The organism is Rhodococcus sp. AQ5-07 (assembly GCF_009707305.1).
GTDB lineage: Bacteria > Actinomycetota > Actinomycetes > Mycobacteriales > Mycobacteriaceae > Rhodococcus_F > Rhodococcus_F erythropolis.
In genome coordinates, this window is sequence record NZ_CP046099.1 from 3,851,649 (window position 1) to 3,875,640 (window position 23,992).

A 23,992-nucleotide genomic window follows, 5' to 3' on the forward strand; every position below is an offset into this window, starting at 1 on the left:
CCGACTGGACGTCACGGGGCAGACGCTGCGGCGGCTCGAATCTCCTCACACATCGCTGCGAAGGCGCGGTCGTCGGCGGGATCCGCCGGCACTGCCAGTGCAATGCCGTCGCAGAGACTCGCGTATTTCGAACTCAGCACCCCGGGGAGTTCGGCGTAGGTGCATTGCGTGACCAAGATGTCGAGAACATCGTCCGTGAGCACAGCTGGTAGTCGAGCCCAATCACCCGTTCGTGCCATCGCAGTCAGCTTCTCGCCGATCCCCGCCAAGCCGAGAACCTCGAGCGCGGTTCGATATGCCGGTGTGGAGTAGAGAAAGGCAAGTTCACTGCGTACCGCTTCTCGTCGAGCAAGTATCGCGGCACGATCTTTGCCGGTGATCGTATTCGGAACGGCAATCAGCCGCGGCTTCCTTCCTCCTGCCGTCAATGATGGAATGATCCTCTCCGCGAGCACCTTCGGATGGGAGCTGGTGGGGTGAGCAACAAAGCCGTCGGCGACGGCTCCTGCCAGTGAGCACATGCGGGAGTTCACTCCCCCGGTCCAGATCTCGGGAGCTGGAACGTCGAGCGGCCCCGGATTGAAGTAGGGCTGCAGTCGGTTGAAGGTGTAGTGCGAGCCGGCATAGTCGAGTTCGCCGCCCGTCTGGAACGCTTGAAATATCTCCCTTACAGCACTGACGTAATCGCGCAGTTGTGCAACAGGATTGGTCCACGGCATCGAGTACCGCCCGACGATGTTCCCGCGCACCTGCGTTGCGAGCCCCAGTTGAAATCGCCCACCCGAGAAACCTGCAAGATCCCAGGCAGCCAAAGCCGTCACCATGGGACTGCGCGCAAACGCGACAACCATCGACGTCCGGACAGTGAGAGTACTGCTGTGCTCGACGGCCAGTGCCGCCACGGCAAAGGGGTCGCGAATGGTCTCGGAGATGTGCACCGTGTCGAAACCGAGGTTCTCGATGCGTTCGACGTGCTGAGCCACCTGCCGCAGCGGAGTGTCGGCAGGTAGCGAGGTCACCAATTCCATGTCAGCCCAAAGGCTCCAGACGAATCGACAGCAGCTTTCCTTCTGTTGCCACCTTGCGAGCGTGTTCGTTGAAGTCCGGGGCGGCACAGACGAACAGCGTACGACCGTCGGAACCGCCGAGCCCGCAAGCGAAGACGCCGCTGTCGAAGGCAATTTCATCGATTATCTTGCCAGACGGGTCGACGTGGAGAATTCGACTTCCGAGTGCGTCGGCCACCCACATCGAATCGTCTCCGTCGATGCAACATCCGTCGGGCGCAACGACGATCTCAGCGAGGGTGGTCTCCATCTCGGGTCCACCAGGTACCGGCCCGAACGACGCCCAATCACGGCGTTCGCCCAGAGAGCCGTCGGGCCGGACGGCAAACGCACTGATTCGATTTCCCAGCGTTTCGTCCACGAGCAGATCTCCGGTCGACGTCAGAGCCATCCCGTTGGGGAAGTGGAGATCTCGCGCCACGACGTGCACCGATCCGTCCGGGTCGACGCGGAGGAGATCTGCCGTCTCGACGGGGGCCAGGTTCATCAGGTCGAACCCGAAGTTGCCCACGTACGCTCGTCCCTGCGCGTCGACCAGCATGTCGTTGACGTTGGCACTCACGTACCCGGACAAGTCTGCGTGCACCACCAAATCGCCATCGAATTCTCGCCGCAGAATCTTCTGGTCCCGCATGGAGACAACCAGTAATCTGCCGTCCGGAAGCCACCCTAACCCGGACGGCTGCCCTGGAATCTCCGCCTCGACGCGTACGTCGGTCCCGTCCTCACGGGCCGAAATCACCTGGTAGGTATAGAAGTCCGACACCCAGATTCGGTCCTCGTGCCAGCGCGGGCATTCGAAGTAGGTATATCCCTCGAGAACTACCGCAACCTCTGGTGCCATCAGGCTCTCCCACGTCGGTGATTGAATGGTGTGTTCACTCCATTCAATCACCGGTGCCCCGGTGGCGGTGTCCGATTCCCGACTACTCGCCGCGGTATACCTTGTCCAGCACGTCGAACGCGGATTCCCACCCGTCGTAGACGTTGCCGTCGCCCTTGAAACCCGGGATCCCGACCAGATGGAATGTCATCTCGGTCTTGTCTCCCCGATCTGCGAGCGTGACCGTGATTCGAGGCGCGGTGTCCACCGAATCTCCCGGATCCCCCCAGGTGAAGACTAGCTTCTTCGGCTCGTCGACCTCGAGATAGGTTCCACCGGTAGGAAACTCGGCACCATTCTCGTCGTTGATCATCAGGTAGCGGTACGTTCCGCCAACTCTGGGGTCGATCGTGACGTGCTCCCGAGGGCTGCTGACACCCTCGGGGTGCCACCACCGCGCCGCCTCGTCGGGATCGGTCCACGCTTGCCAGACAAGGTCACGCGGCGCATCGAAGATCCGGGTGATGGTGAATTCTGCGGTGGCATCGGCATTCTGGTCACTCATTGTCCTTCTCCTTCTTCGGTCGACGTTGCTTCAGCTCACGTAGACGCTCGTCGAGGAGGTCGAAGCGTTCGTTCCAACCGCGCCGGTGTTCGTCGACCCATGCGCTGGCGTCGTCGAGCCCCTCTGCTCGAAGGGTGCAGGTGCGCCATTGCGCGGTGGCGGTTCGTTCGATGAGACCGGCTCGCTCGAGCACCTTCAGATGCTGCGAGATGGCGGGCCGACTCATCTCGAACGGCTCGGCCAGCTCACCGACGGTCATCGAACCATCCGTCAGGCGAGAGAGCATTTCACGCCTCGTCGGGTCGGCCAGTGCGCTGAACACTGCATCGAGTCGACCACTTCGCTCGTCCATGTAAGCAACTCCTTAATTAAGGAATAACTTAAACATAGAACTCACGATCCTAAGCGTCAACCCCTTCAACTCCAGGTGTATCGAAGCCTCTCGACGGTTGTCGCCTCGTCCATCTGGGAGAACGTCTCCTGCTCAGCTCCCTTCACGGACACCATCGCTTCGATGATCGACTCCCCGAAGATTTCCCTCGCCACCGAGGAGGAGTTGAACTTCTGCACGATCTCGCCGAGATCGGTGGGGACTCGGGTCACCCCGCGCTCATCACGTTCCGCCTCTGTGAGAGTCGACGGGTTCACCACGATTTCAGGCGGCAATGGCGCGGCATTGTCGATACCGATCTGCGAAAGACCGAGTACCGCAGCGGTGGCCAGATACGGATTGGCCGATGGATCGATGATCTTGACTTCGGCGTTGGCGCCGTGTGGATTCGACAGTGACTCCGTGCAGAACCTCAGTGCCGCTTCCCGGTTCTCGAGCCCCCAACAGACGTAGGCCCCCGACCAATTGTCCGGACGCAGCCTGAGGCCGGAGAGCGGCGAGGAAGCAAAGACGGCCGTGAATTCCGTGAGGTGAGAAAGGATTCCACCCAAAGCTGATGATCCTTCGTCGGTCATCCCGTAGTCCTGACCACCACCGGAGAAGACGGGCCGCCCACCTGAGATCAACGAAAAGTGCTGGTGTGCACCGTTCCCTGCACCTCCGATCGTAGGTATCGGTGAAAACGATGCCGCCAATCCATGGGCTCTGGCAGTGCGGCTGATCAAGATCCGGGCAAGCACCACAAGATCGGCCGCTTGAACAGGAGCGCTCGGAGCGATGGAGATCTCGAATTGATCCGGTCCGTACTCCGCATGAACTTGCTCGATATGAAGTTGTGCGCGTTCGGCATTGCGCAGAAGGTCCTTGAGGAAGTCCTCGCGGCGAAGGACTGCACCTAACCCGTACGCCGACCACGCTCCGTCGCACGCATCACCGAAAAGAGTGAATTCGATCTCGTGACCCACGCGAGCTTCCAGTCCGTAGGCAGCAAGCCGCGCCACGACGGCAGTGAGTGCGGACCGAGTGCACACGGCAGCCGTCGAACCGTCTTGCTCGTACAAAGTGGCCGGCGCCCACGACACGCCCCCGCCGAGATCGCGGAGGTCGGAGCGGTCGATACGCAACCGGAGATCACCCACGACGGAAAAGGAATCGGTGAAGGCAATCCGATCGTCGCTGCAGAAAACATTCCAACTCGGCGAGACCCCCGCACCGACTTCCTCGAAGACACCGCTTCGGCCTGCCGGCATCACTTTCGCCCGCGCGACACCCGCCATGTCCACGATCGAGCCGATAGTCAGCGCCGGAACTTCCCTCATCCAGAGGCAAATACCCCACTCGGCGGCGCGCCAACCGGTCAGATCAGGTTGTCCTCCACCGGCAGTCCGAACGCCGCCCGGCCGTACAGCGCCAACGCGCGCTCGGGTTCGTTGGCAACGTGAACGCTGCCCGCATGAACGTCTCGCCACGCACGCTCGATCGGGTTTCCGCGAGAGAGGGAGTTCCCGCCTGCTGTCTTGAACAGCATGTCGATCGCCTCCACCGAACGTTCCGTCGCGCGAACCTGATCACGACGCGCGCGCAGCCTCATCGAGAGCGGAAGCTCCTTGCCGGCGACAGCAAGTTCGTACATCTCCCGGATATTGCGATCCATCTGCAGAATCGCGGCATCGATCTCCGACGACGCACGCGCGACGGCAACCTGAGCGAACTGGTCCTCACTGAACCGTCCACCACCCAAGCTCAGACGGACCCGCTCACGCATCACGTCCAGGTATCCCTCGTAACAACCTGCGACGATGCCCACACACGGAGCCGCGACCGTCGAGGTGAAGATACTCCCGAACGGAAGCTTGTACAGCGGACCAGGATTGACTGCTTGGCCTGGGCCGCGAAGTTGTGCGGTCTCGTAGTTGCGCTTCAATCGGTGCTCGGGCACAAAGGCCTTGTCGACCACGATCTCGTTGCTCGCGGTGCCGCGCATCCCCACGACATCCCAGACATCTCGGATCTCGTAATCCGTACGCGGCACCAACACCGTCATGAAATCGACCGGCCGGCCGTCCATCCCGACCACCATCGCGCCCAGCAATGCCCAACTCGCGTGATCACAGCCGGAAGAGAAGCCCCACTGGCCCGACAGTTCGTAACCACCGTCCACCGCCGTCAGTCGACCGACCGGCGCGTACGCGGACGAGATGAGCGTCGTCTGATCCTCTCCCCACACGTCGGCCTGTGCCTGGTCGTCGAAAAGCGCCAGATGCCACGGGTGCACTCCCACCACCGACGCGACCCAACCGGTCGAACCACAGGCAGCGGAGATTGCCCTGACCACTTCGTAGAAGTGGACCGGGTCGCTCTCGGCGCCCCCATATCTCTTGGGCGCCAGCATGGAGAAGACGCCGGCTTCGGAAAGCTCCCGGATGGTCCGTTCGGAGATCTTGCGCGAATCGTCGACCTTCTGAGCGCGGGCCGCGATCTTCGGAAGCAGATCACGGACTGAGCTCAGAACCTTGTTGACCATGGAAGACACTCCTCGCACCGAACCGTGAGGGAGCGGATCGGCAGATAGACATAACGGCTGCCCCGTCACGATATGTCGGTCACGCGTTCCGATGATCGGAAGTCCCGGAGGCCGGGATTAGCCGCCGGATCCACTCGCTCGCCGCTGGTCCCGGCCAGTGAGACGAGGCCCCAGCGGTAATTCACGCTCCCCTAGCGTCGGGCGTCGACACTGACCCTGGAAAGGACGGGACTCATCGTGACGATCAATCAGTCCGACAACGACGAAGTTCGCGAGATCCAAGCTGGAACCGCGCCTACTCGCTTTGCACGTGGATGGCACTGCATTGGGCTCACGGAGTCCTTCAAGGACGGCCAGCCGCACTCCATCGAGGCGTTCGGCACCAAGCTCGTCGTCTTCGCCGACAGTGAAGGCAACGTCAAGATCCTCGACGCGTACTGCCGTCACATGGGTGGCGACCTGAGCCAGGGCACCATCAAGGGCGACGCCATTGCCTGTCCGTTCCACGATTGGCGCTGGGGCGGCAACGGCAAGTGCCAGAAGATTCCCTATGCACGCCGCGTTCCCCCGCTGGCCAAGACGCGCGCATGGCAGACCCTCGACCAGGACGGCATGCTCTTCGTCTGGCACGACCCCGAGGGCAACCCGCCGACCGACGACGTAGCCATCCCCCGTATCGAAGGCGCGCTCAGCGACGAGTGGAGCGACTGGGTCTGGTACACCACGACCGTCGACACCAACTGTCGTGAAATCGTCGACAACATCGTCGACATGGCGCACTTCTTCTACGTGCACTACTCCTTCCCGACGTACTTCAAGAACGTCTTCGAAGGCCACGCCGCAACGCAGTACATGCGCGGCGTCGCTCGCTCCGATATGCGTCCCCACGCAGCAGGCACCCCGAAGATGGTCGGCAGCAACTCGGTTGCCACGTACTTCGGCCCCTCCTTCATGGTCGACGACCTGACCTACGAGTACGAGGACTACAACGTCGACTCTGTGCTCATCAACTGCCACTACCCGGTCAGCGCTGACAAGTTCGTGCTCCAGTACGGCATCATCGTCAAGAAGTCGGATCGCTTCCAGGGTGAAGCCGCCGATGCGATGGCCGCGAACTTCGGCACGTTCATCGCCAAGGGCTTCGAGCAGGACGTCGAGATCTGGAAGAACAAGACTCGCATCGAGAACCCGCTCCTGTGCGAAGAGGATGGCCCGGTCTACCAGCTCCGCCGCTGGTACGAGCAGTTCTACGTCGACGTCGCGGACATCGCTCCCGAGATGACCGAACGCTTCGAATTCGAACTCGACACCGCGCGACCCGTCGCCGCCTGGCAGAAGGAAGTCGAAGACAACCTCGCTGCGAAGAAGGCAGACGAAGATGCAGCCTCTTCAGTGCGCTGAGTGCAAGGCGCAGGTCCTGGTCCAGAAGAACAGTTGGGAACACACCACCGTTCAGTGGAGTGACCAGGCCCGCGCCCAGTGCCTCGAAATCGCCGACGACCGTGAATTCGGGCAACGTGAGGGACGACCCGGTGCTCCCCGCAAGGAGTGCGGCGCCTTGATCGCGTCCATCGTGAACGCTGCAACGGCCGGCAAGCTCGAGATTCTCAACGACGAGCCGGTGCCTCAGCCGATCGTCGACGACAGCGAACCAGTACCCGCTCCGTTTCACTAGCCGAGCCAACATCTTTCGAAGAAGGTAGTAATGATCGATCCCCAGTACTACGGCCCGTGGGCAGTCATCGCCGGCGGTTCCGAAGGTGTCGGCGCAGGGTTCGCCGACGAGCTCAGCAAGATCGGCATCAACCTCGTTCTCATCGCCCGCAAGCCGGGGCCGCTCGAGGAGACTGCGGCCAAGGCACGCGCCAACGGCGTCGAAGTACGCACTCTCGCACTGGATCTATTGGTTCCCGACGCGCTCGACCAGATCAAGGCTGTCACCGACGACGTCGAGGTCGGCCTGCTCATCTTCAACGCCGGCGCCAACAGCTACGGCCACGAGTTCGTGACCGGTGATCTGACGGGATTTGCCGGAGTCATCGAGCTGAACATCAACAAGCAACTCGAACTCTCGCACCACTTCGGCGGTTTGATGAAGGATCGCGGACGAGGCGGCATCATGCTGCTCGGTTCGCTGGCCGGATTCATGGGCTCCGAGCACCAGAGCATCTACGCGGCCTCGAAAGCTTTCGGTCGCATCTTCGCCGAAAGCCTGTGGCTCGAACTCCAGCCGTACGGCGTTCACGTCGTCGAGTTCATTCTCGGTGTCACTCGCACGCCGGCCATGATTCGCGCGGGATTGAACTTCGACATCCCGGGCATGAACGTCGCAGAGCCCGAGGACGTTGCACGCGAAGGCCTCGAACACCTTGCCGACGGCCCGATCTGGGTTGCTGCAGGAAACTACGAAGGCGCCAAGAAGCGCAGCGGCTTCCCCCGAGACAAGATGGTCAAGGGCGCTGCCGAAGCGATGCGCAAGCTGCTGAACCGCTGACTTCTGCTGTGCGCCTTTATTAACCCCCCGACGTTAAGAAAGGCGCACAGCATGGGCGTCGACATCACCACTCTTCTCGACGAACGCGAGATCACCCGCTCCATTTTCGAGTTCGCCCGAGCCATGGACGCGCGGGACTGGGATGAACTCCACCGGATCATGACTCCGGACGCTACGGCAGAACTGGGAACCGGAACTCTTCGTGGACCTGCTGAGGTTGTGGCTTCCATCCGCTCGTTCCTCGACGAGTGCGGTCCCACCCAACATCTGATCGGCAACGTGCTGGTCGAGGTGGTCGGTGATATTGCCACCAGCCGCTCCTATGTCAGCGACATGCATGTGGGCACCGGGAGCAAAGCTCACCTGAACTTCTTCACCCTCGGCGACTACCACGATTCTTGGACCCGAATCGACGGAAGGTGGCGAATGACGCACCGCACCAAGCATTCACACGCCAGTCAGGGATCCATCGAGGTTCTGGGCGCCGGCCCCAGCGGTTGGCGGAGCTGACTCAGCTCAACATCGACGAACGGCCGGTCGCGAGTGGACTCTTGCTGGTGAGTCCACCGTCGACCACCAAGGTCTGCCCCGTCATGTAGCGAGATTCGTCCGACGCCAGGTAGAGCATGGCGTGTGCGATGTCTTCGGGCTCACCGAGGTAGGGCAGCGCGTTTGCCTGCTTCATGCCGTCGATGACATCAGCGGGGATGTTTTCCACGAGTGCGGGTGTCATGATCGCGCCCGGCGCTACGGCGTTGCACCGAACACCGTTTGCTCCGTACTGGACTGCTATGTACTGCGTCAGACGAATGACTGCCGCTTTGGCGGATCCGTAGGCAGACTGCAGGGAATCCCCGATCAATCCACCGACCGAGGCCGTGTTGACTATCGATCCTCCACCGGCACTGTTCATGTGCGGAATGGCAAGTCGTGAAGCGACGACAGTGCTGCGGACGTTGAGCGACATCACGCGATCCCACTCGTCCAGGTCCATCCGGAGCAGGTCGAGATCCTTGCGCGGATTACTACCGCCCACGTGATTGCACAAGACGTTGATGCCACCGAATTCGGCGACCGCCCTTTCGATCATCGCTGCCAGGGACTCCTCGTTCATGACATCGACGCCGAAACCCAGCGCAGTGCCGCCGCTCTCGCGTATCGCCGCCGCTGCTTCCTCCGCTCGAGCTGGATCGAGGTCGGCGACCAGCACCTTGGCGCCTTCTGCCGCCATGAGTTGTGCTGCTGCACGCCCGATTCCGCTGGCGGCGCCGGTGATCACTACATTTTTGCCTTCGAGCCTGTTCATATTCATTCCCTTCGCGGGGAATCGCCGTACCCGGATCTCATGTGCCCGAAATTGACAGCTCGGCGATTACCCGATCACTACCAGTGAACGCAGGATCGACAGCCGCGTCCAACTTTCTTGAATGAACTCACAAGTACGTGACCACGGCCCGCGCACCTGCTACACCGCCGAAATCGAGTGGCGACAGAAGACTCCACTGTGCTGAAGTGGCACTATGCAGAATTCTGTTCGACCGCTGTCCATCGACGACCTCGACCGTGCCGCCGAGGTTCTCGGCGAGGCTTTTGCCGACTATCCCTGGACGAACTGGTGCGTCGCCGAAGACTCTCACGCGGAACGGGTCGCCGCTCTGCAACGGATCTACCTCGAACACCTGGCACTACCGTTCGGACGTTCATACATCGATGATTCAGGCAACGGCGTCATCGCAGTCCTGCCGCCCGACGCCCCGGAGCCTGATGAAGCGACTGTCGAGAAGATCGTGGAACTGCACGGAGATCGGTTCGAGCGCGTTCTCCAGGCTGACGAACAACTGTCTGCGCTTCCCGCCCTCGAGCACGCGTGGTCGTTGGCAACGATCGGTACGACACCGCGTTCGCAGGGCAGTGGATTGGGCTCTGCACTACTGAAACATGCTTTGGCGGAACTGGATCGAACCGAACAGGCTTGCTGGCTCGACACGTCGACCGAACGAAATCTCCCGCTGTACCAACGGTTCGGTTTCACGATCGTCGGCCAGACCTCGCTCCCCGACGGACCGGACGTATGGCGGATGCATCGACTTCAGGGCTGATTGTTCGACTTCAGCACTCGCCGAATCATTTTCGACAACGACGTGTATTGGGTGATCGTGTTGACGGCGATCCACCTCGAGACCGGCCACGTCCGGGTCCACGAGAAAACCCCGACCGACAGCAGTTGATCGTCTTCGAGAGTTCCCACGTATCGACGCAGCGCTGCGACAGCCGCGCGCAAACGATCCCGAAGCTCTCGAACCGAGGTACCTGCACTCGCCTCGACCACCGACTGGTTCAGCGCGGGTGTTTGCGTCCACTTGTAACCCGCAGCCGGCGTCTGCGGTGTCTCGTCTTGCAGTCCGGCACCTATCCACTCTACGACGGCCTCTGCCCACCAGACACGCACAGCGAGTACGTCGTGCACCGTCCACGCATCGACGGCAACGGCGTCGAACGCATCGGCCTCGGCGACGCCGTCGAGTAACGCGTCGAGTTTCGAATACGCCGAGTCCAGCGCACTCGCCAGTTCCTCACGTGACAAGGTCTGCGCCACAATGCCTCCGAACGATCAGTAGAGAAAGAAGAAGCGGGACCATCTCGACTCGATGGCCCCGCATTCAACATTAACGTCCTACGAGTTTCAGTTCAGCTCGCCCAGGAACCTTTCGAGGTTCTCGGCGATCTCCTTCGACTTGGTGTGGTGTAGGTAGTGGTCTCCGTCCAGCAAGACCAATTCACCATGATCGACCGATGCTGCCTGTCCTTCGTGCAGCTCTGTCCAGCCCTGGACCTTGGAATTCTGTACAGCGAACAACAGAATCGGGAGATCGGCAGGGAACGTCTTGCCGATCGCCGCGGCGAAGTTGCTGGAAAGGTGATCCATTTCGTTGAGATACGTGTCGCTGAAGTTGTTCTTCGCGACCAGTCGGCTCATCTCTGCCTTCTCGGCTTCATCGAGGTAGGCATCGGTTTCCTCACTGCCACCGAGTTTCGCCAGAACGTCGGAGAAGCCCAATTTCTTTGCAACGCGGAAGACTTCGATCGGGAACTTGGTGTCCATGTTCGGCTGCCCCGGGACGCTGCTGTCGATGCCCACGAAAGCGGTGACCTCGTCGCCGTACTTCGCGGTGTAGTCCAAGGCATAAACACCTGTGATGGAGTGACCCATGAGGATGTATTCGTCAATCCCCAAGGCCTGCACAGCCTCGTGTATCTCTTCGACGATGTTCTCAGCCGTGCGGTCCTTGTCGGTTGCGTCGCTGTATCCGTAGCCGAAGGGCTCGATCGTGACAACGCGGTAGTCAGGTGCAAGCTCGTCGATGAGTGATTTGAAGTCGAGGATCGGTGCGGACGTTCCGAACCCGGGCAGCAGCACGATGGTCCGATCACCGCTGCCGCGAATCGAGTAGCTCATGTTCTTGCCGTCGACGGACACGAACTGGTTGCCCGTTTCCGCGGTCGGAACGTTCGCCTTGCTGGAGCCGACGTTGAATACGAGCGCTATCGATACCAGCACAACCAGAACTACGGACACCGAAGCAACCACCTTCAGTGCAACGGTACGAATCTTCTTCATTCTCATCCTCATCTTCTCGGGCGTCGATACGGCTAGGAAAGGCTCGATATCGAGGCCGCACTGGTCTCGTCGAGCACACGCAACACGTTGTTGCCCATCAGCTTTGCCAAGTCCTCCGCGGACCAACCGCGTTCCGCCAGACGGTCTATCAACACCGCGAAACCGGATACGTCCTGCATACCGTCCGGAAAGTCGTCGAACCCATCGTAGTCACTTCCCAAACCGATGTGGTCGATGCCCGCGACGTCTCGGGCATGCTCGACGTGATCGGCCAGATGGTCCACCGTCATCGCCGGCCGTGGGCCGACCCGCCCGCCTTTGAACCACTCGTTGTACTCGGAAGAAAGGAACATGGGCACAAAGGCGATCATGATGACCCCGCCGTTGTCCGCGAGCAGCCTCATGACGTCGTCGGGAACATTGCGGGGGTGACCGCATAGCTGAGTGCAGGACGAATGGCTGAAGATCACCGGCGCCGACGACGTCTCGATGGCATCTCTCATCGTTTCCACCGAGACGTGCGACAGATCGACGAGCACGCCGAGCCGGTTCATTTCGCGCACGATCTCGCGACCGAAGTCGGCCAGCCCGCCGTGTACGCGCGTGTCCGTCGCGGAGTCCGCCCACCCGGTGTTGTCGTTGTGCGTCAGAGTCATGTACCGAAGACCAAGGCGCGCCATCATTCTCAGGACGCCGAGCGAACTGCCGATGCTGTGACCGCCCTCCGCGCCTAACAATGACGCGACCTTGCCCTCGCTCCAGATGCGACGCACGTCGTCACCGGTGCGCGCGAATTCGAAAGTATCCGGGTACCGCTCGATCATCCGGTACACGTAGTCGATCTGCTCGAGTGTGTACTGAACAGCCTCGGCCTCCGTCCTGTCACACGGGGTGTAAACCGACCAGAACTGCGCACCGACGCCACCGCGACCGAGTTTGTCGATGTCGGTTTGGAAGATGGAATCCTTCTCCAGATTTTCCACCGAGTATGCGGCAGTTTCGCGAGCCGTCCATGCCAGATCGTTGTGACCGTCGATGACCGGCGCAAGGCCGTAAGCATCCAGTGCCGCTGGGTGATTCACGTCCGGAAAAGGAGCGAGAGGTTTCAACATGAGTTTTCCTCGAGAAAGTAGTGCGGGCAGGTCGAGGGCCCTCATCGCCCTCGACCTGCCCGAGATTTCATTCAGCGGAGAGAATCATCTCGCCGCGGCTAGCCGGAAATCTTCTTGAAAAGCCGTGTCATGTACAGATATTCCTCGCCATCGATCGTGAGGTGAGCCATCTCGCCAGAAGCGCTCTCGTTACTGATCGAGAACCGGGAAGCAGACAGAGGCACGACCTTGGTGGGCGGGGCCGGCGGCTCGCCGTCGATCTCGACCTTGGCGAAGTTCTGAACCTGGAATCCGCCGTCGTCGCCACGCGTGAGTTCGATTCGAACGGTTGTCGATTCATAGGTCCCGAGAATGTGAGACAGATCGATGTCTGCTGCATCCGGTTCGGACTTCGGCTCCGGCAGAACGAGATCGAGTTCCTTAGCGATCTCCTTCTCGATGTCGTGAGCCAGGGCGCCGCCACCACGCGAGTTGGTGACAACTGCCATGGCCAGGCCGAGCTCGGGGAAGGTGTGAAAACGAGTGATCTGGCCGATCGTCGCACCACCGTGCTGCGCGGACGTCACACCGCCCCAGTCGGACAGGATCCAGCCGAGCCCCCAGGCCTGATCGACGCTCGAAACCGCGGTCAGGTCGAACTGTGGGGTGCGCATCAGACGCGCGGATTCTTCGGACAGGATGCGTTCACCCGTCAACGCGAGGCCGTCACGCATGTGTGCAGCACCGAAGGTCAGAAGCGAGCTGACGGATCCGGTGATGATCCCGGCCGGACCGATACCGCGCGGAAGCAGCCACTGCTTGGTCGGAACCACCTTGTCCGGCGACGTCCGATCCGGGTTCGCCACATGACCGACGGCGGTGCGGAACAGCGGGGCATCCTTGGCCTTGGTGATGATGTGCGTCAATCCGAGTGGCTTCCAGAGGTATTCGACCAACGCCTCGTCCCACGTCATCTCACGAAGAACCTCGACGATACGGCCGGCAACGGCGAAACCTGCATTGCTGTAACTCAGATGCCCGCCGGGCTCGGTGACGCTGATCGCGGTCGCGAGTTCGTCGACGTACTTCTCGACGCAGTCGTCGCCGTCGCCGGTGTCGTTGAACAGGTCTCCGTCGATACCGCTTGTGTGCGTGAGCAACTGGCGGATCGTGATTTCCTTCGTGTTGGAAGGATCCGCGATCGTGAACTCCGGAAGCACCTCCACCACCAGGGTGTCCAGCGTCAGCTTGCCCTCGTCGACGAGCTGCATGATCAGCGTCGTCGTCCAGATCTTGCTCGCGGATCCGTACTGGAACAGGGTGTCGGCGTCGACGTCGACACGCGTGTTCAGGCTCGTCACTCCGGTGGTGATGACACGGATATCCGCTGCACCGTCTTCGCCCAGCGCGATCACACCGACCTGCGCGCCAGGTACCGAATGCTTGGCTGCCAGTTCGTCGAGGCGTTCCTGCCACTTCGGGGCGACAAGTAGGTCCTTGGGCAAGTCGGTCACAGGTCGAACTCCTTCGATCATGGAAGCCAGTGGCGTAGACAGCGTTGCGGCGATCCGCTCAGGTCTCACTCGTCGGGAAGTGAGGTTGCGGAAGCAATAACCGTCCACCCATGATCTCAGTGTGCTCGCAGTCACGTCCTGGTCGATTGCACCGAACTCGACCCCGAAAATGGTGCGATCGGACGAGCCTGCGTTCAGGACTCCCCACTCGAAACGATCAGCGCTCGAAGGTTCCTTCCAAGCGATTGCGTGAACCGGGGTGGATCAAGCGCGCCGCACTGACCAACCCGTTGGCCGACCAGGTGCGGCGGCGAATCAACAGACACGGTTCCCCTCGATCGATGCGGAGCAGCTCGCATTCGTCCGGGCTCCCTAACACTGCTTCCACGACATGCTCGCCGCGAACCAGAGGCGCAACGTCACTCAAGTAGTTGTTGGGGGTGATCGCGGTGAAGTCCTGGCGCAGATAGTCGGGCGCCTCGTTCGGATTCACGAACCGGTCTTCCACCTGAATCGGGGTTTCGTCCTCGAAGTGCACCATCAGCGAATGGAACACCCGTTTGCCCACCGATTCACGAAGGAACGTCTGCCCGTGGTCGGTTTCTTCCTCACGAACGAACACGACCTCGGTTCGATGACGGTGGCCGCGGCGCTGAATCTCGTCGGCGATGTTCTTTACTTCGAACAGCGGGGACGCGGTCTTCGTGGCGGCGACAAAAGTACCGACCCCCATCATCCGCACGATCAGACCGTCGCTGGTGAGTTCACGAAGCGCTCGGTTGATCGTCATACGTGACAACCCAAGCGCACTGACCAGTTGATTTTCCGAAGGCAGCTGATCGCCTTCGGTCCACCGCCCCGAATTGATCTGCGAGACCACGAGGTTCTTCACCCGTTCGTAGGCAGGGGCGGACTCGCCGCCTACCTCGTTGAACAGCACGGCGAGTTCTGCGTCCACTTCAGCAATCGCCATCGCCACCACCCGTTCGTCGAAAACCACCGAGTCGGTTCTCCCGTTCGGCCTTCGAAGTCTATCCGTCTCGCGCACCTTTCCGATCAATCCGCGGGCGTCCGCGCCGGGCCTAGCCCACCATGCGCCGCAATTGGCTCGTCGCAACCGAAAGCGCAGCAAGATCGTGTTGCCCCGATGCCTCGATCTCGGCGAGCGCGAGAGTTGACCTCTCGATTCTCGACGCATTCCTTTCTTCCCACCTGGAGAGTTTTTCCGCTGTCGAGTCACCCGCTTCCGCGTCGGCCAAGACGTCGAGGGTCAAGGCCCGCACCGTCGAGTACAACTCGTCCCGCAGCGACAACCTCGCCAATGCGTTCCATTTTCCGTCCTTGCTCAATGCCGACACTCGATTGAGCATCGGGACGAGCCCAACATGCTCACCGAGCCGGAAGTAGAGTTCACCGGTCTCCGAGATTGCGCGATCGGCGAGGTCAGCGATCTCCACCACATCGAGCAGTCCGAACTGATCGAGCAATATCTCCACTCGCCTGACCAGGTTCTCCGGCGCGCCCTTGTCCGTGATGAGGACCGTTCGCGCAGCCAGGTTCCGCTGATCTGCGCCTACCAGCCAGTCATCGAGCTCGGTCGACGCCTCCGCGATGCGATCACCGAATCTGCTGATCTCGGCCCCGACGGCCAGCGGTTGCGGCCGACGCGTCAGCATCCACCGTGACGCCCGGTCGAGCAGTCGCCTGGTGAGCAGGATCAACTCGTCGGATACGGCGGTCGAGATCGAGGCTTTGCTGATGTCGTGCCACAACTTCCACAGTCCGAACACCTCGGAAACCACGGTGAAGGCACGTACCGCGTCTTCCGGATCAGCGCCGACCTCTTCACCGAGCCGATACGCATAGGTGATGCCGCCCCGATCGATGACGTTGTTCGTCAGCACGGTCGCGACGATCTCGCGCCGCAGTGGGTGCCGGTCGAGGGCGTCGCCCCCTGCATCTCGAACGCCCTCCGGAAAGTAGTTCACCAGCGCCTTGCGGTAGATCTGGTTGTCGATCGAGCTTCCAGCCAACAGCGTGGATTTCAGATCGAGTTTGACGTGGGCCATCAGTGTGGCGAGTTCCGGCGACGTCAGCCCCGTTCCCGTCTTCTCGGCCGCGGCGAACTGCTTCTTGGTCGGAAACCCTTCGATGACGCGGTCGACGATTCCGCGAGATTCGAGGTTCGAAATCACTCTGCCGTGCACGCCGATCATTGCCCCCGCATCCGCACGCGTGGTGCCCATCAGTTCGTTCTGTGAACGGTTGTCTGCAAGAACGAGTTCGGCGACCTGATCGGTCAACGATTCGAGCAGTGCGTCGCGATGTGAGTCCGCGACGACGCCTGAGCTGATCAGGGAGTCGAGAAGGATCTTGATGTTCACCTCGTGATCGGAGCAATCGACTCCCGCGGAATTGTCGAGGGCGTCTGTATTGATCCGTCCGCCGATACGCGCGTATTCGATTCGTCCTGCTTGGGTGAGGCCGAGGTTGCCTCCTTCACCGATCACACGTGCACGCACTTCGTTGCCGTTCACCCGAACCGCGTCATTACTCTTGTCGCCGACTTCGAGGTCGGACTCACCGGAGGCCTTGACGTACGTTCCGATGCCGCCGTTCCACAAGAGATCTGCCGGGGACCGCAGAATCGCCCGAACCAGTTGCGGTGGAGTCAGTTCGGTGACGTCGGCGTCGAGACCCAGTGCCTGTCGCATCTCGTCACTGATCGGAACGCGCTTCGCCGAGCGTTCCCACACTCCGCCACCCGCACTGATCAAGGTCGGGTCGTAGTCGGCCCACGACGATCGTGGGAGCGAGAAGAGACGTGATCGCTCGTCGTACGAGCGCTCAGGTGACGGGTTCGGGTCGACGAACACGTGCCGATGATCGAACGCCGCGAGGAGACGAATGTGCTTGCTGCACAACATACCGTTGCCGAAGACGTCACCACTCATGTCTCCGATCCCCACCGCGGTGAAGTCGTCGTGCTGGGTATCGACGCCGAATTCCCGGAAGTGCCGCTTGACACTCTCCCAGGCGCCCTTCGCCGTGATACCCATGGCTTTGTGGTCGTAGCCGACCGATCCGCCGGATGCGAAGGCGTCGCCGAGCCAGAATCCGTACTGCGCGGCAACGTCGTTCGCGATGTCGGAAAACTTTGCAGTGCCCTTGTCCGCGGCGACAACAAGATAAGTGTCGTCCCCGTCGTGGCGAACGACCCTTCGCGCCGCGACAGCGGCGCCGCTCTGTTTGTCGACGTTGTCGGTCAGATCGAGTAGTCCGCGAATGAAGGATCGGTAGCACTCGATCCCGGCCGCCAACGTGGCTTCTCGGTCTGCGTCTACACCCTGTCCTGGAACCGGCGGGCGTTTGACGACAAATCCGCCCTTCGCACCGACAGGCACGATGACCGCGTTCTTGACTGCCTGCGCCTTCACCAATCCCAGGACCTCGGTGCGGAAGTCCTCTTTCCGATCCGACCAGCGCAAGCCGCCGCGGGCAACCGTACCGAAGCGAAGGTGCACACCTGCTACATCGGGTGAGTACACGAATATCTCGAACTTCGGTCGAGGGAAGGGCAATACGGACAGCTTCTCCGAATCGAACTTCAACGAGAGTGCGCCGAGCGATTCGGTGCCATAAACGAAGTAGTTGGTACGCAACGTGTTACGGACCAGCTCGGACAACGCGCGCAGGATCCGATCGGCGTCGAGTCCTTGCACTTGTGCCACGGCTGTTTCCACCTCCGCTGCTGCACGCGCACCTCGATCTCCGTCTACGACGTCGGGATCGAAACGGCTCTCGAACAATTCGCACAGACCGGCGGCGATCTCGGGATGATCGGCAAGTACCTCGGCGACGCGACTGGTGCTGTACGGAAATCCTGCTTGCTGCAAGAACTCCGCGTATGCCCGCAGCACCACTACTTGTTTCCAACCGAGTCCGGCGATCGCGACAAGTTCGTTGAACGAGTCCGGCTCGGCGGAGCCGTTTCGAACCGCGGCAAACGTCGCCGCGAACCGCGCGGCAAAGTTGTCGAAGCCTTCGACCGGCGCACTCGGATAGTCGAGCGTGAACTCGTAGATCCAGGACTGTTCCGAACCTGCCGAGACGAGCTCGTACGGACGCTCGTCGACCACGTCGACGCCCAGGCTCTGCAATACGGGCAGAACCTCGCCCAGCGAGAGCGGGTCACCTGATACGTACAGCCCGAGTCGGTGAGTACCGGGTCCGTCGACAGATCGGGCCAACCGTGGGCTCACCTCTCCGAGTTCGAGTCCGTCGAATACCGCCATGTCCTCGGCGGCGCGGACGGCGTCGAAATCCTGCTTGTATGCCACCGGAACTTGCTCGGCGAACTGAGCACGCCTGCGCTGCTCGTCGTAGTGCGAAGCATCCAGAACGAATCGCTCGTCCCACGTCAGGCACGCGTCGACGACGAGATCCCGAATCTCCCGCGCTTGTCGCGCCGATGCAAAGTTCGCGCCGCCGCCGACTGTGGCCGTGAAATGCACGACGGCCAAGGGAGATTCCGATACTCGGCTGGAGAACTCGATGGTGCGGGCACCGAGCGCCTCGGCGAGTACCGACTCGGCCGTTGTTCTGATCGTCGTACTGAATTTCTCGCGCGGAACGAACAGCAAAGCCGACAGCTCCTGGTCTTGCCCCGTCGTCGGAGAGCATCCAACGGGTTGCAGAAACAGATGGAACGACGTGCGGCCGTCCACAGAAGTGAGTTCGTCCAGTGCGTCCGCAATTCGGGCCGGGTCGGCGGCAAAGAGGACTGTGATCGGAATCGACTGAATCACCGCCAGCATCGATTGTCCGACAAACGAATCCACGGTGGATCCGGAGGCGTCGAAGATGTCTGCGACGCGCCCTCGCACGAGGGGGGTCCGCCTGACGTCTGCGACAAGTCCGGTCGAGGTGAAGGACCCGATGAATCGGTATTCACGGTCACCGACGGACACGTCGATCTCTGTGGCGTATGCGGATCCACCGAACCCTTGCCCGAGGTACACCACTCCGATCGAGAGGGGCACCGCCTTCGAATCCGAAGAGTGGGTTGGATCGGGGAGCACGCCGAGTGTGTACGGCTCGTGCCTGTCGATTGTTCGCGCACCGCCGACGACACTGAAGTTTCCTGCACTGCACCACTGGAGGAAGTCAGCTTCTTCGGCGTGACCGCCCGAGGTCAGTTGCCCGCGCGCCTCGTCGACGAGATCTCGCAGGGGCACGGAATCGCGGAAGGCACGCGCGATACGGTCGAGGATTCCGCCGACGTCATCAGCGATCACCTGCGCCTGCGCGTCCGAACAATGTGCGGGTAGTCCTATGTGGATCCATGATTCGGCACGCTCCCCGACCCGGGCGTCTTCGGTGCTGTGCGCCGGATGCACGACTGTGCGAAGCACAGGGTGCACCACGAATTCCGGCTCCATGCGCGCGCGGGCAAGTGTCGCCAGTACCGCTTCGACGAGCTGCGGCATGTCGTCGCCGACGTATTGAATTGCCGGCCCGTCCCCCAGCTCCCCGGCCGGCGCGAGTCTCGAGATCGACGAGTTGTGTCCCCGTCGGCGCGAAAGATCCATGTGCGCGGCGACCATCGCAAGCTTGCGGTCTTCGGCGAGCGCCGCGTATCGATCAGCCGACAAGCCCTCGAAATACCTACTGCACACCCTCCTCACATTCTCGGAGTCCGGTGTCATGTCGACTGAAACGAGGCTCATGTCAGCACCTTCCGCCGAAAGCCACGCTGCTTCCGACTTGTAGTGGGTTCGATCCGCGATCAACTTGTCTATACAGGTTTAGACAAGTTGATCATTGCAGAACGTGAGCCGCGACACAACAGCTCCACCCCTGGACAAATTCGCCACCCTCAGCCATAGTCAGTCGTGCCAACTAGTGGCAATTAGATTCCATTAGATGAAATTCGTGAACGACCTCGCTTCGAAGGAGCCCCCCGTGACCACCCAGACCGCGCACGACATCGACAGCGTTGATCTCGCTGAGTTCCGCAGCACCGTCCGAGCCTTCGCCAACGCCGAGATCCAACCCGGAGCAGCCGCACGCGACGAATCCAAAGAGTTCCCGGCGCAGCTGGTCAAGCGCCTCGGACAGCAGGACCTCACGGGCATTTCCGTGCCGGAGGAATTCGGCGGTCTGGGCCTGTCGACACGAACCCAACTGGTCGCCATCGAGGAGGTTGCACGCACCGACGCCGCTCTGGCGTCGATCTACACCGCGCACTACCTGGGCCTCGAGCCGATACTCGTCGGCGGTTCCGAAGAGCAGAAGCATCGCTGGTTGCCCCAGCTCGCGTCGGGCGAACTGCTGGCCGGATTTGCACTCACCGAACCCGACGCCGGATCAGACATCGCGTCGATGCGTACCGTCGCTCGACGCGAGGACGACGGCTGGCATCTCTCCGGGTCCAAGACGTACATCTCCAACGCAAAGGAAGCCGACCTGGTCGTACTCTTCGCCAAGACTGACCCGAGCGCAGGATTCCGCGGCATCACCGCCTTCGTCGTCCCCAAAGGCACACCGGGAATCAGCTACTCGGAGCCGCAGGACAAGATGGGAATTCGTTCGGCTCCGACATACACCGTCTACCTCGACGACGTCGTCCTGCCGCTCGACTCGGTGATCGGCGCCGAAGGCCGCGGCGGCAACATCGCCTTGACCGCACTTAACCGCGCGCGCATCGACGTGGCGGCAATGGCGAACGGCATCGCTTTGCGCGCTTGGGAACTGGGACGTGAGTACGCCACCGAGCGAAAGCAGTTCGGCACGCCTATCTTCGACTTCCAGGCAATTCAGCTCCTCCTCGGTGGCTGCGACGCGCAACTGGTCGCATCACGTGTCACCGCAGACTGGGCCGCCGACGTCAAGGACGCCGGTCAGGACATCCGCCGCGCCGCATCGATTTCGAAGTACGTCGCCACCGAGGCCTGCTTCTCGATCGTCGATCAAACCGTGCAGATCCACGGTGGCGCGGGATTCATGCGCGAATCGGAAATCGAACGCCTGTACCGCGATTGCCGCATTCTCCGCATCTTCGAGGGCACCTCACAGATCCAATTGCTCACCATTGCCGGCAACGCTCCGTCGCCGCGTTCCACCGATTTCTGAAAGGCACGGACATGTCTGCACTTCCACCACTCGACGGCCTCCGGGTCATCGACCTCTCGCGCGTCCTCGCCGGACCCTACTGCACCGCACTGCTTTCCGACGCCGGTGCGGACGTCGTCAAGATCGAATCCGAACACGGTGAAGACTCGAGGCACCTCGGCCCGTTCCGCGACGGCGAGAGCATCTACTTCAACGTGCTCAATCGTGGCAAGCGTTCGGTGGCACTCAACCTCAAGAACGACGAGGACCGTGAGGCGCTGCTGACGCTCATCGAGACCGCCGACGTCGTCGTCGAAAACTTCCGCCCGGGCGTCACCAAGCGCCTGGGAATCGACTACGAGGCTGCGCGGGCTCGCAATCCGCGGATCGTGTACGCGTCCATCTCCGGTTTCGGACAGGACGGGCCCATGTCCGGCGCCGCCGCCTACGACCTTGTAGTCCAGGCTCTTTCGGGAATCATGAGCATCACCGGTTCGGAAGAATCCGGCCCGACACGGTTGGGTGAGTCGTTCGGAGACCTGGTCGCCGGGCTGTTCGCTGCCTGGGGAATCAGTACCGCCCTGCTGAGTGCACGGGCGACCGGACTCGGGCAGCACCTTGACGTCGCGATGTTCGACAGCATGCTCGCCATGCTGCCGACAGCACACAGCCAACTGCAATCCACCGGGTTCACTCCCCCACGCGTCGGTAACCGTCATCCGGTGTCGACACCATTCGACACCTATCGGGCCGACGACGGACTCTTTGTCCTCGCGGTTGCGAGCCAATCCGGCTTCGAGAAATTGGCGCAGACGATGAATCGCATCGACCTGATCGCAGATCCTCGATTTGCCGACGACACCGCCCGGACCGAGAACGAGCCGGCACTGCGCAAGGAGATCGAAAACTGGGCTGCCGGAAAGACCGTCGCCGACGTGGTCGGCATTCTCGGCGACGCGGGCCTCGCCGGCTCGGAGATCTGGGACGTCCAGCAGGCACTCACCTCCGCACAGGCCGAGTATCGCGGAGTCGTCGAATCGTTCGAGCACCCGGTAGCAGGAAAGATCTCCTACGTACGACAACCCGTCGTGTTCGGTGAGAGCCAACGCCCCGATGTCCGCCGCAGTCCCCTGCTGGACGAGCACCACGGTGAGGTACTGCCGGGCTCGCGATAGATTCAGCGCAGACATCCCTCGGCACTTGGAGTAGGACATGGCCCCCGGCGACGTGACCCGCAGCGCGAATCGCACGTTCGAACTTCTCGGTGCGATCGTCGAGCACGGCGGATTGACGCTCGGCGACGCCGCCAAGGCAACCGATCTGGCAACCAGTACCGCCCTTCGCCTGATCAGAAGCCTCGAACAAACCGAGTTCGTCGTTCGCGGCGAGGACAACGTCTATCGCGTCGGCCCGCGGCTACTGCAGATCGGAGCTCGCGCTCTCGGTGACAATCAACTGTTGCCGAGAGCCCGGCCCGCGATGAAGGCCATCGCCGAAACCACGAGGGAATCGACCTACCTGTCGACGATGGGACCGAAAGACACTGCGCTGTATCTCGATCAGATCGAGGGCACGCACGCGATCCGCCACATGGGGTGGGTGGGACAGAGCGTTCCCCTGGACGGCACCGCCGTCGGCGCAGCGTTGAGCGGCAAGGTAGGCGAGAGCGGGTACGCCATTGCGCACGACACCATCGAGGATCACTCGACCGGAGTTGCCGCGCCGATCTACAACGCAGTCGGTCAGATAGCCGGAGCGCTCAGCGTCGTCGGCCCGACATTCCGTCTGACGGACGAGGTCTGCGCCAGCCACGGTCGCGTCTTGGTGGAGCACTGCGCACGGTTGTCCGCGGAACTCGGCAGCCAGACTCCCTGACTACCCCGAGCGCTTGGCGATTCAGTCTCGTATCCGAGACAATGTGGTTCCCCACTCCCTCCTCCGACCTACCTGTAAGGACACACCCCATGAGCACGAGCCGCGTGAAATCCGCTGAGCGTGTGCTCGACGTGCTCGATCTGCTGGCTCGCCGGGGTGTGCCGCTGGCGACCGCGGACATCTCCAGCGCCCTCGACCTGCCGAAAAGTACGACGCATCATCTCCTCAATGTCATGCGGGATCGACGGTTCGTCTCGTACTGGGCTGATCAGCGCGCCTGGACCCTGGGCGTCTCGGCGTTCGAAGTCGGTGCGTCGTACATGCGCTCGGGCCCACTTCACCGTGAGGGCCAACGATTCATGCTGGCACTCACTCAGTCGACGGATGAGACGTCCCATCTGGCGGTACTACAGGGCTCTGACGTCATCTACCTCGACAAACGTGAACCACTGAAGCCGGGCGTGCGATTGGTGACCGAAATCGGGACTCGCCTTCCAGCGCATCTCACCGCAGTCGGGCGCGCGATTCTGAGCCGTCTGGACGTGGAACAGATCAGCGCGCTCTACGAGGGATACACCTGGCCGACGCGGACCGGAACGGGACCGTCGACGCTCGCCGAACTGCGAGAACTGCTCGCCGCAGCACGTGAGAGCGGATATGCGGTCGAAGAGAATGCGACGACATCCGGGATCAATTGCATCGCCAGCCCCGTGATCACGCGGGACGGTCGTCCGGTCGCAGCTCTCGGCGTCACCTTCCTCTCCGGCTCCAAATCGGCCGAGGAGAGTGGCCTGATCGCCGACCGAGTGCGCGCCGTCAGCGCCGAGTTCTCCGCCGATCTCGGAGATCGAATGGTGGAGACCCCGCCCGCAGACATGTAGCCAATTTCTCCGCTGCGTACTTTGCGGGCCTTGTT

The 23,992-nt window shown here is 61.7% G+C and carries 22 protein-coding genes; 9 read left to right on the forward strand and 13 right to left on the reverse strand.

What is annotated here, in order from left to right; translation table 11 throughout:
- Window positions 1-11 precede the first annotated feature (11 nt).
- From GJB56_RS17820 to hsaA, 6 genes are all read right to left on the reverse strand, one after another.
- The gene (locus GJB56_RS17820) at window positions 12-1,028 is read right to left on the reverse strand and encodes a TIGR03617 family F420-dependent LLM class oxidoreductase (protein WP_113682565.1); all 1,017 of its coding nucleotides are present in this window, start codon (window positions 1,026-1,028) and stop codon (window positions 12-14) included.
- Window position 1,029: 1 nt separating this feature from the next.
- A complete protein-coding gene (locus GJB56_RS17825; protein ID WP_031330807.1) occupies window positions 1,030-1,911 on the reverse strand; it encodes an SMP-30/gluconolactonase/LRE family protein in 882 nt (293 codons plus the stop codon).
- An 82-nt stretch (window positions 1,912-1,993) separates the two neighbouring features.
- Complete coding sequence (locus tag GJB56_RS17830; protein ID WP_021345567.1) at window positions 1,994-2,455, reverse strand: SRPBCC family protein; 462 nt, start codon at window positions 2,453-2,455, stop codon at window positions 1,994-1,996.
- Window positions 2,448-2,807: an ArsR/SmtB family transcription factor gene (locus GJB56_RS17835; RefSeq protein ID WP_003940373.1), complete on the reverse strand. Its 360-nt coding sequence runs from the start codon at window positions 2,805-2,807 to the stop codon at window positions 2,448-2,450. The genes GJB56_RS17830 and GJB56_RS17835 overlap by 8 nt, the downstream gene beginning before the upstream one ends.
- Before the next feature lie 65 nt (window positions 2,808-2,872).
- A complete protein-coding gene (locus GJB56_RS17840; protein ID WP_021331970.1) occupies window positions 2,873-4,165 on the reverse strand; it encodes a glutamine synthetase family protein in 1,293 nt (430 codons plus the stop codon).
- 38 nt (window positions 4,166-4,203) lie between these two features.
- A complete protein-coding gene (hsaA, locus tag GJB56_RS17845) occupies window positions 4,204-5,370 on the reverse strand; it encodes a 3-hydroxy-9,10-secoandrosta-1,3,5(10)-triene-9,17-dione monooxygenase oxygenase subunit (RefSeq protein WP_020970820.1) in 1,167 nt (388 codons plus the stop codon).
- Between the two features lie 237 nt (window positions 5,371-5,607).
- Here hsaA and GJB56_RS17850 point away from each other — a divergent pair, with 237 nt between their 5' ends.
- From GJB56_RS17850 to GJB56_RS17865, 4 genes are read left to right on the forward strand one after another with little or no spacing between them, the layout of a single operon-like run.
- Complete coding sequence (locus GJB56_RS17850) at window positions 5,608-6,771, forward strand: Rieske 2Fe-2S domain-containing protein (protein WP_019745333.1); 1,164 nt, start codon at window positions 5,608-5,610, stop codon at window positions 6,769-6,771.
- On the forward strand, window positions 6,749-7,045 hold the full coding sequence (locus GJB56_RS17855; protein WP_019745334.1) for a hypothetical protein: 297 nt from the start codon (window positions 6,749-6,751) through the stop codon (window positions 7,043-7,045). Before GJB56_RS17850 ends, GJB56_RS17855 begins: the two co-directional genes overlap by 23 nt.
- A gap of 30 nt (window positions 7,046-7,075) precedes the next feature.
- The gene (locus GJB56_RS17860; RefSeq protein WP_020909164.1) at window positions 7,076-7,864 is read left to right on the forward strand and encodes an SDR family NAD(P)-dependent oxidoreductase; all 789 of its coding nucleotides are present in this window, start codon (window positions 7,076-7,078) and stop codon (window positions 7,862-7,864) included.
- Between the two features lie 51 nt (window positions 7,865-7,915).
- On the forward strand, window positions 7,916-8,374 hold the full coding sequence (locus GJB56_RS17865) for a nuclear transport factor 2 family protein (RefSeq protein WP_021331968.1): 459 nt from the start codon (window positions 7,916-7,918) through the stop codon (window positions 8,372-8,374).
- Between the two features lies 1 nt (window position 8,375).
- On the opposite strand, the gene GJB56_RS17870 is transcribed toward GJB56_RS17865, so the two are convergent.
- Window positions 8,376-9,170: an SDR family NAD(P)-dependent oxidoreductase gene (locus GJB56_RS17870; RefSeq protein ID WP_113682566.1), complete on the reverse strand. Its 795-nt coding sequence runs from the start codon at window positions 9,168-9,170 to the stop codon at window positions 8,376-8,378.
- A 214-nt stretch (window positions 9,171-9,384) separates the two neighbouring features.
- Here GJB56_RS17870 and GJB56_RS17875 point away from each other — a divergent pair, with 214 nt between their 5' ends.
- Complete coding sequence (locus tag GJB56_RS17875; RefSeq protein ID WP_047888947.1) at window positions 9,385-9,963, forward strand: GNAT family N-acetyltransferase; 579 nt, start codon at window positions 9,385-9,387, stop codon at window positions 9,961-9,963.
- Here GJB56_RS17875 and GJB56_RS17880 read toward each other — a convergent pair.
- The 6 genes from GJB56_RS17880 to GJB56_RS17905 all read right to left on the reverse strand — a co-directional run bounded on the left by GJB56_RS17880 (window position 9,954) and on the right by GJB56_RS17905 (window position 19,817).
- A complete protein-coding gene (locus GJB56_RS17880) occupies window positions 9,954-10,460 on the reverse strand; it encodes a ClbS/DfsB family four-helix bundle protein (protein WP_047888946.1) in 507 nt (168 codons plus the stop codon). The two genes, GJB56_RS17875 and GJB56_RS17880, sit on opposite strands and share 10 nt — an antisense overlap.
- Window positions 10,461-10,547: 87 nt before the next feature.
- The gene (locus GJB56_RS17885; RefSeq protein WP_020970826.1) at window positions 10,548-11,483 is read right to left on the reverse strand and encodes an alpha/beta fold hydrolase; all 936 of its coding nucleotides are present in this window, start codon (window positions 11,481-11,483) and stop codon (window positions 10,548-10,550) included.
- Between the two features lie 32 nt (window positions 11,484-11,515).
- Complete coding sequence (locus GJB56_RS17890; protein WP_113682567.1) at window positions 11,516-12,595, reverse strand: dipeptidase; 1,080 nt, start codon at window positions 12,593-12,595, stop codon at window positions 11,516-11,518.
- Window positions 12,596-12,693: 98 nt separating this feature from the next.
- Window positions 12,694-14,088: a serine hydrolase domain-containing protein gene (locus tag GJB56_RS17895; protein WP_021331962.1), complete on the reverse strand. Its 1,395-nt coding sequence runs from the start codon at window positions 14,086-14,088 to the stop codon at window positions 12,694-12,696.
- 217 nt (window positions 14,089-14,305) lie between these two features.
- Window positions 14,306-15,061: a histidine utilization repressor gene (gene hutC, locus GJB56_RS17900; protein WP_180279588.1), complete on the reverse strand. Its 756-nt coding sequence runs from the start codon at window positions 15,059-15,061 to the stop codon at window positions 14,306-14,308.
- A 109-nt stretch (window positions 15,062-15,170) separates the two neighbouring features.
- On the reverse strand, window positions 15,171-19,817 hold the full coding sequence (locus tag GJB56_RS17905; RefSeq protein ID WP_230091002.1) for an NAD-glutamate dehydrogenase: 4,647 nt from the start codon (window positions 19,815-19,817) through the stop codon (window positions 15,171-15,173).
- Window positions 19,818-20,052: 235 nt separating this feature from the next.
- On the opposite strand from GJB56_RS17905, the gene GJB56_RS17910 reads away from it, so the two are divergent.
- The 4 genes from GJB56_RS17910 to GJB56_RS17925 all read left to right on the forward strand — a co-directional run bounded on the left by GJB56_RS17910 (window position 20,053) and on the right by GJB56_RS17925 (window position 23,957).
- Window positions 20,053-21,222 (forward strand): acyl-CoA dehydrogenase family protein, encoded by a 1,170-nt coding sequence (locus GJB56_RS17910; protein WP_113682875.1) that lies wholly within the window; start codon window positions 20,053-20,055, stop codon window positions 21,220-21,222.
- A gap of 11 nt (window positions 21,223-21,233) precedes the next feature.
- Window positions 21,234-22,376, forward strand: a complete 1,143-nt coding sequence (locus GJB56_RS17915; protein ID WP_113682569.1) for a CaiB/BaiF CoA transferase family protein — start codon at window positions 21,234-21,236, stop codon at window positions 22,374-22,376.
- Between the two features lie 37 nt (window positions 22,377-22,413).
- On the forward strand, window positions 22,414-23,076 hold the full coding sequence (locus GJB56_RS17920) for an IclR family transcriptional regulator (RefSeq protein ID WP_019745346.1): 663 nt from the start codon (window positions 22,414-22,416) through the stop codon (window positions 23,074-23,076).
- Between the two features lie 89 nt (window positions 23,077-23,165).
- The gene (locus tag GJB56_RS17925) at window positions 23,166-23,957 is read left to right on the forward strand and encodes an IclR family transcriptional regulator (RefSeq protein ID WP_113682570.1); all 792 of its coding nucleotides are present in this window, start codon (window positions 23,166-23,168) and stop codon (window positions 23,955-23,957) included.
- The last annotated feature ends 35 nt before the right edge of the window (window positions 23,958-23,992 follow it).

Bases quoted from the DNA above. Each gene is read 5' to 3' on its own strand.
- GJB56_RS17820 (WP_113682565.1), bottom strand. From the start codon at position 1,028: ATGGAATTGGTGACCTCGCTACCTGCCGACACTCCGCTGCGGCAGGTG.
- GJB56_RS17825 (WP_031330807.1), bottom strand. From the start codon at position 1,911: ATGGCACCAGAGGTTGCGGTAGTTCTCGAGGGATATACCTACTTCGAA.
- GJB56_RS17830 (WP_021345567.1), bottom strand. From the start codon at position 2,455: ATGAGTGACCAGAATGCCGATGCCACCGCAGAATTCACCATCACCCGG.
- GJB56_RS17835 (WP_003940373.1), bottom strand. From the start codon at position 2,807: ATGGACGAGCGAAGTGGTCGACTCGATGCAGTGTTCAGCGCACTGGCC.
- GJB56_RS17840 (WP_021331970.1), bottom strand. From the start codon at position 4,165: ATGAGGGAAGTTCCGGCGCTGACTATCGGCTCGATCGTGGACATGGCG.
- hsaA (WP_020970820.1), bottom strand. From the start codon at position 5,370: ATGGTCAACAAGGTTCTGAGCTCAGTCCGTGATCTGCTTCCGAAGATC.
- GJB56_RS17855 (WP_019745334.1), top strand. From the start codon at position 6,749: ATGCAGCCTCTTCAGTGCGCTGAGTGCAAGGCGCAGGTCCTGGTCCAG.
- GJB56_RS17860 (WP_020909164.1), top strand. From the start codon at position 7,076: ATGATCGATCCCCAGTACTACGGCCCGTGGGCAGTCATCGCCGGCGGT.
- GJB56_RS17865 (WP_021331968.1), top strand. From the start codon at position 7,916: ATGGGCGTCGACATCACCACTCTTCTCGACGAACGCGAGATCACCCGC.
- GJB56_RS17870 (WP_113682566.1), bottom strand. From the start codon at position 9,170: ATGAACAGGCTCGAAGGCAAAAATGTAGTGATCACCGGCGCCGCCAGC.
- GJB56_RS17875 (WP_047888947.1), top strand. From the start codon at position 9,385: ATGCAGAATTCTGTTCGACCGCTGTCCATCGACGACCTCGACCGTGCC.
- GJB56_RS17885 (WP_020970826.1), bottom strand. From the start codon at position 11,483: ATGAAGAAGATTCGTACCGTTGCACTGAAGGTGGTTGCTTCGGTGTCC.
- GJB56_RS17890 (WP_113682567.1), bottom strand. From the start codon at position 12,595: ATGTTGAAACCTCTCGCTCCTTTTCCGGACGTGAATCACCCAGCGGCA.
- hutC (WP_180279588.1), bottom strand. From the start codon at position 15,061: ATGGCGATTGCTGAAGTGGACGCAGAACTCGCCGTGCTGTTCAACGAG.
- GJB56_RS17905 (WP_230091002.1), bottom strand. From the start codon at position 19,817: ATGAGCCTCGTTTCAGTCGACATGACACCGGACTCCGAGAATGTGAGG.
- GJB56_RS17915 (WP_113682569.1), top strand. From the start codon at position 21,234: ATGTCTGCACTTCCACCACTCGACGGCCTCCGGGTCATCGACCTCTCG.
- GJB56_RS17920 (WP_019745346.1), top strand. From the start codon at position 22,414: ATGGCCCCCGGCGACGTGACCCGCAGCGCGAATCGCACGTTCGAACTT.
- GJB56_RS17925 (WP_113682570.1), top strand. From the start codon at position 23,166: ATGAGCACGAGCCGCGTGAAATCCGCTGAGCGTGTGCTCGACGTGCTC.